5 protein-coding genes and 3 pseudogenes are annotated in these 4,417 nt (G+C 38.5%); 4 read left to right on the forward strand and 4 right to left on the reverse strand.

The features are described from left to right. Window positions 1-208: 208 nt before the first annotated feature. Window positions 209-1,375 carry a site-specific integrase gene (locus PVV66_RS09100; RefSeq protein WP_273719542.1) on the reverse strand — a complete coding sequence of 389 codons (1,167 nt, stop codon included), beginning with the start codon at window positions 1,373-1,375 and terminating at the stop codon, window positions 209-211. Window positions 1,376-1,605: 230 nt separating this feature from the next. Between PVV66_RS09100 and PVV66_RS09105 the strand changes: the two are divergent. Both PVV66_RS09105 and PVV66_RS09110 read left to right on the forward strand, forming a co-directional pair. Continuing rightward, window positions 1,606-2,330: pseudogene (locus PVV66_RS09105) on the forward strand (phage antirepressor KilAC domain-containing protein). Continuing rightward, window positions 2,327-2,585 (forward strand): annotated as a pseudogene (locus PVV66_RS09110) (hypothetical protein). The pseudogenes PVV66_RS09105 and PVV66_RS09110 overlap by 4 nt, the downstream one beginning before the upstream one ends. 47 nt (window positions 2,586-2,632) lie before the next feature. Here the strand turns inward: PVV66_RS09110 and PVV66_RS09115 are convergent. Together PVV66_RS09115 and PVV66_RS09120 are read right to left on the reverse strand one after the other, a co-directional pair. Then, window positions 2,633-2,974: a HigA family addiction module antitoxin gene (locus PVV66_RS09115; protein ID WP_034454109.1), complete on the reverse strand. Its 342-nt coding sequence runs from the start codon at window positions 2,972-2,974 to the stop codon at window positions 2,633-2,635. A gap of 10 nt (window positions 2,975-2,984) precedes the next feature. Continuing rightward, window positions 2,985-3,262 (reverse strand): annotated as a pseudogene (locus PVV66_RS09120) (type II toxin-antitoxin system RelE/ParE family toxin). A 233-nt stretch (window positions 3,263-3,495) separates the two neighbouring features. On the opposite strand from PVV66_RS09120, the gene PVV66_RS09125 reads away from it, so the two are divergent. Together PVV66_RS09125 and PVV66_RS09130 are read left to right on the forward strand one after the other, a co-directional pair. Continuing rightward, window positions 3,496-3,747, forward strand: coding sequence for a type II toxin-antitoxin system prevent-host-death family antitoxin (locus tag PVV66_RS09125; RefSeq protein WP_012231061.1), 252 nt, complete (start codon window positions 3,496-3,498; stop codon window positions 3,745-3,747). Next, the gene (locus tag PVV66_RS09130) at window positions 3,740-4,126 is read left to right on the forward strand and encodes a hypothetical protein (RefSeq protein ID WP_273719550.1); all 387 of its coding nucleotides are present in this window, start codon (window positions 3,740-3,742) and stop codon (window positions 4,124-4,126) included. Before PVV66_RS09125 ends, PVV66_RS09130 begins: the two co-directional genes overlap by 8 nt. 9 nt (window positions 4,127-4,135) lie before the next feature. Here the strand turns inward: PVV66_RS09130 and PVV66_RS09135 are convergent. Continuing rightward, window positions 4,136-4,417: HigA family addiction module antitoxin (locus PVV66_RS09135; RefSeq protein WP_273719552.1), on the reverse strand; the 282-nt coding region annotated here is incomplete at its 5' end.

Here is a 4,417-nt window from a genome sequence, read left to right on the forward strand (position 1 = left end):
TATCATTTTCTGTCATTCTAAAATCCTTTTATTTTCAAAAAATAGAACCAAATTATGCCTATTTATTAAGCACATTTTGGTTTATTTTTGAAGGTATTTTATTTATAGAAAACAATATTTTATCATACAATTTCTGATGTGATAATTTATGAGTCTTATTGAGAGAGAAAAAGTTATCCACAGATGATGGGGTAAATTACCCCATATCTTAAGATTGCCCAGTGACATAAGCCGCCCATTTATCCATATAGATACGGCGTTGCTCTAGATAGTCAGTATGACGATAGGAGCGCTCTACTTGTCCTCCTACCGTATGACTTAGAATAGTTTCAGCGACCTCATAGGGGGCATCGGTTATTTCAGCAAGCCAATCGCGTAAACTAGAACGAAAACCATGCGGGCAGGCATCAAGTTTATTATCTCTCATATATTGAGCCATACACTTCTGCGCAAGAGCCCCCCGACCGGTTGCAGAAAAGAAAAAATCATTACGAGAAAGCAATCGTGCTTGTTTTAAAATGTCTAATGCTTCAGATGATAGAGGCACGCGAAATTCTTTTGTTGTATCACGCTTTCCTTTCATATTTTCAGCAGGAATAGTCCATATATCTCCATCAACTTGTTCCTTATGGATATAACGTAAAGGACGTGTGCGAACGCCTGTCAGAATAAGCAACCGCAAAGCCAGTTGTGTTAGGGTTGTTTTTTGACAAAGTATTTTATAAAAAGCCGGCACATCTCTCCAATCCATAGCTGGTATATTTTGTTTTTTATAACGTTGTTTGCCTAAAAGAGCGCGTGCTTTTTCTGCTGCTTGTAAATCAACATCCAATCCTAATGCAGCCGCATGTTTGAGACATATATTAAGGCGAATGAGTGCTTTCTCTGCTGTTCCAGCTTTTGTATGCCAGATAGGGGCAAGCGTGTTGCGTATCTCTGTTTGTGTAATCTCAGAAACCAGCAGACAGCCTAATTTAGGGAGAATGTAAAGCCGCAAAGGTGCAAACCAATTTCCATCTTTCCCATCCCCTTTTAATTCAGCTTTACGACTTTCAAAAGCATCTAGAGCAATATCTTTTAAATAATGGAGATTGCTTATTGCTTCACGCTTTTGTTTATTGCGTTCTTTAATGGGGTCACGACCCTCACGTAAAACCGAACGCCACCCAGTTGCCAATTCACGGGCTTGTTTTAAAAAGACATCTCGCAATGCTCCCAAGCCCATTTCACGACGACGTCCGTGAATAGTATAACGGTAAATCCATTGAGCACCACCATCTTTACGCTTGTGAAGTAATAAGCCAGCACCATCATTATATTTGCCAGCCCCCAATGTTGCGACAGATCTTGCATTAAGACGGTTCATAAGAGCCATTTTAGTCCTTTCTTATACAGTTTTTACCCACACGCCAGCCCCGCTTTTGACGTGCAAGCAAGTGATATGAATTGATTCAATCTGAGAGGGTTTAGAATAAGAAAATCTTACTATATTCGGGGCTTTAATTCAATATGCAAAACAGTAAATTATATATAAATCAATGTGTTGCTAGCACCCGATACCTTTCTAAGGTGTCAATGAAAACATCTAACCATAAGGAGTTCGCAATGAATACCTTTATTAAAATTACGGAAAACGTTGCTAACGACGCAGCGGTTCCGACTATGTCTAGTCGTGAGATTGCCGAATTGTGTGGTAAAAGGCATGACCATGTTATGCGAGATATCAAGAAAATACTTGAAGAATTATACCCTGAAAGAGGTCTCCCCAAATTTGGGGGCACCTATTTAGACAAACAGGGAAAGCCTCAAAACTGCTATAATCTACCCAAGCGCGAATGTTTAATTCTCGTGTCTGGTTACAGCACTGTCTTGCGAGCAAAGATTATTGACCGTTGGCAAGAGTTGGAAAGGCAAGTAGCAACACCACAAGTTGACTACTCTAAACCAGAAGCATTACTGGGTGTTTTGAATCATCTACAAAGTCAAATCGAGAAAAAAGATCATGTTATTGCAGAATTAGCACCAAAAGCAGAGGCGCTTGAGGGTCTAAAACGTTCTGATGGTTTGTTTGGTCTTATTGAAGCCGCAAGATGTTAGAAGTACGACCAAAGGACTTAACCGATTACTTGCGTAAACATGATTGGATCTATCGACGTGCTCCAGGGGCGCCTCTGTTACCTTACCAAGATAAAATCAAGAAAGGCTTTATGGATTGCCCTGCTATTACTATTCAAAGGCCAGACGGTACAGAAAAGGTACTCCCTTCAACAAAAATCACATCCAGAGGACTAGCATGTTTGAGAGAGCAAATCCATGGAGGTGTACAATGAAGATAGATACCAACTTCTTATGTGATTTATGGATGGCATTGTATCAGTTTTCTGATCGTGATGATGTTGAAGATAAAGTTTTTAGTGCTCTCATTGAAACCATGGATGCGATAGAAAAAGCTTTAATTTTAAAGCTTCAAGATGAAAGTCCGAATGCACTCAAAATTTTGGGTCTTTAAGACCTCCTCCGATTATGGAACCTTTGTTGAAAACTTATGAGCCAGTTTAAAGAATCCCATTAAAAAGGCTGCTTAGTTTTTTAAACATGACTCATCTCCCCGTCTTTAAGGGCGGGGAAAAGATTACGAATGGCTATGTTCCATTTGCGCATTCATTTCGCTAGCTGTTAGTGTTGGAACTTTGCTAACATCTGTTTCCCGTTCAGCATGCCAAGCATCATAATTGGCTTGCATACGTAACCATATGGCAGCTCCATCACCAAACATTTTTCCAAGGCAAGCAGAAATAGCAGGAGAAACTGGCTTTTTTGCCTTCAGGATATCATAAAGATGTTGGCGTGATATACCGAGCATCTGTGCAATTTCTAATTTTGTTTTGCCTGTCTCAGGAATAATATCTGCTAAAACTTCTCCTGGATGAGTAGGGCAGCGGTTTTTATCTCTTTGTGCAGGAATGTCATTCATAACTGTATCCTTAGTGATATTGTTCAAGATCAACACGGTAAGCATTACATGAGTCAAATTCAAACGTAATACACCATGGTCCGTTAACGTGGACAGTGAACGAGTGGGTGAATATCCAATCAAAGAATGAAAGTTAAATCCTGGAAGATTCATATCTTCTGGTTTTTCAGAAAAATCTAAACGATCAAGACGAACCATGATACGTTTTACAAGTCTCTTATCAATCTTGGATGAATTTCCCGTTTTGAATAATTCTGCCAATGTTTTGCTTTTAAACGTTTTAATCATTCCTTTATATAGCGTGAAAGACTATAAATGTCAACAAATAGCTTACATTGCATGTGCTAAAAAAGCCCTATCACTTAAGTTTTTTATTTAAGGTGAGGATGAGTTTAATAGCTCCCTTGATTGGCTTATTTCAGTTACAAGAGGGTGCTTTTTCTCTCCAGTACGTTGTAAAATATCTTTACATAATACATATTATACGTACAATACGTATTATCTATTAAAAGGCTGTACTTATGAAAAAATATAGTTTTACAGATGTCAACCGCGGGGCAGGTGATATTTTAGACGAGGCTATGTCAACACCTGTTGCTTTGACAAAACGAGGGCGTGAAAAAATCATTATGCTTCCTGTTGATTTATATCATGAATTAATAAAAGCGCGTTCTAGTGTACAATCTTTTTCCTATGCAGATGCACCGCAAAATATATTAGATGATTTAGATCGTGGTTTAGATGACATTTTAAACAGTGATGAACATGTTTAAAGCAGGGGATGTTGTTCGGTATTATTATTTATGGCACGAACAAGCGCAAAAAGGTGAACATTCAGGGCGTAAAGTGCGTCCTTCTTGTGTCATGGTTAAAACTGAAAAGCATCTTTTTTTGTTTCCTATCACTTCTCAAGAGCCAGTTAATTTGCAATTTAGCTTAAAAGTACCTGAGATAGAATGCAAACGTGTGGGTTTGCAAAAGCAATCTTGGGTACGTGTTGATGAATTTAATGTTGTTTCTTGCGAATCTTTGTTTGACTTTGAAGATTTAAAACCACAAGGGCGTTTTAGTCTTGCTTTTATGCGTAAAATTGCACTTAAAATTAAAGAAGTTAAAGCAATAAAGCCACTTGGAAAAGTTTCTAGAGACTGAGTTATACAATTAAACAGTATGGAGTGTTGGAACTTTGCTAACATCTGTTTCACGTTCAGCATGCCAAGCATCATAATTGGCTTGAAGCTGTAGCCAAAGGGCTGGTCCATTTCCTAACAATTTACCAATGCGAGCTGCTGTTACGGCTGTGACTGGACGTTCTTCTTTAAGGATACCGTGCAAGTGCTGGCGTGATATTTGAAGAATCCGAGCAATTTCGGTTTTGCTTGCATTTAAATGTTCTAAGGATTCAGCTAAAATTTCTCCTGGATGAGAAGGACAACGATTAGG

The organism is Bartonella sp. AU16XJBT (assembly GCF_028618665.1).
GTDB lineage: Bacteria > Pseudomonadota > Alphaproteobacteria > Rhizobiales > Rhizobiaceae > Bartonella.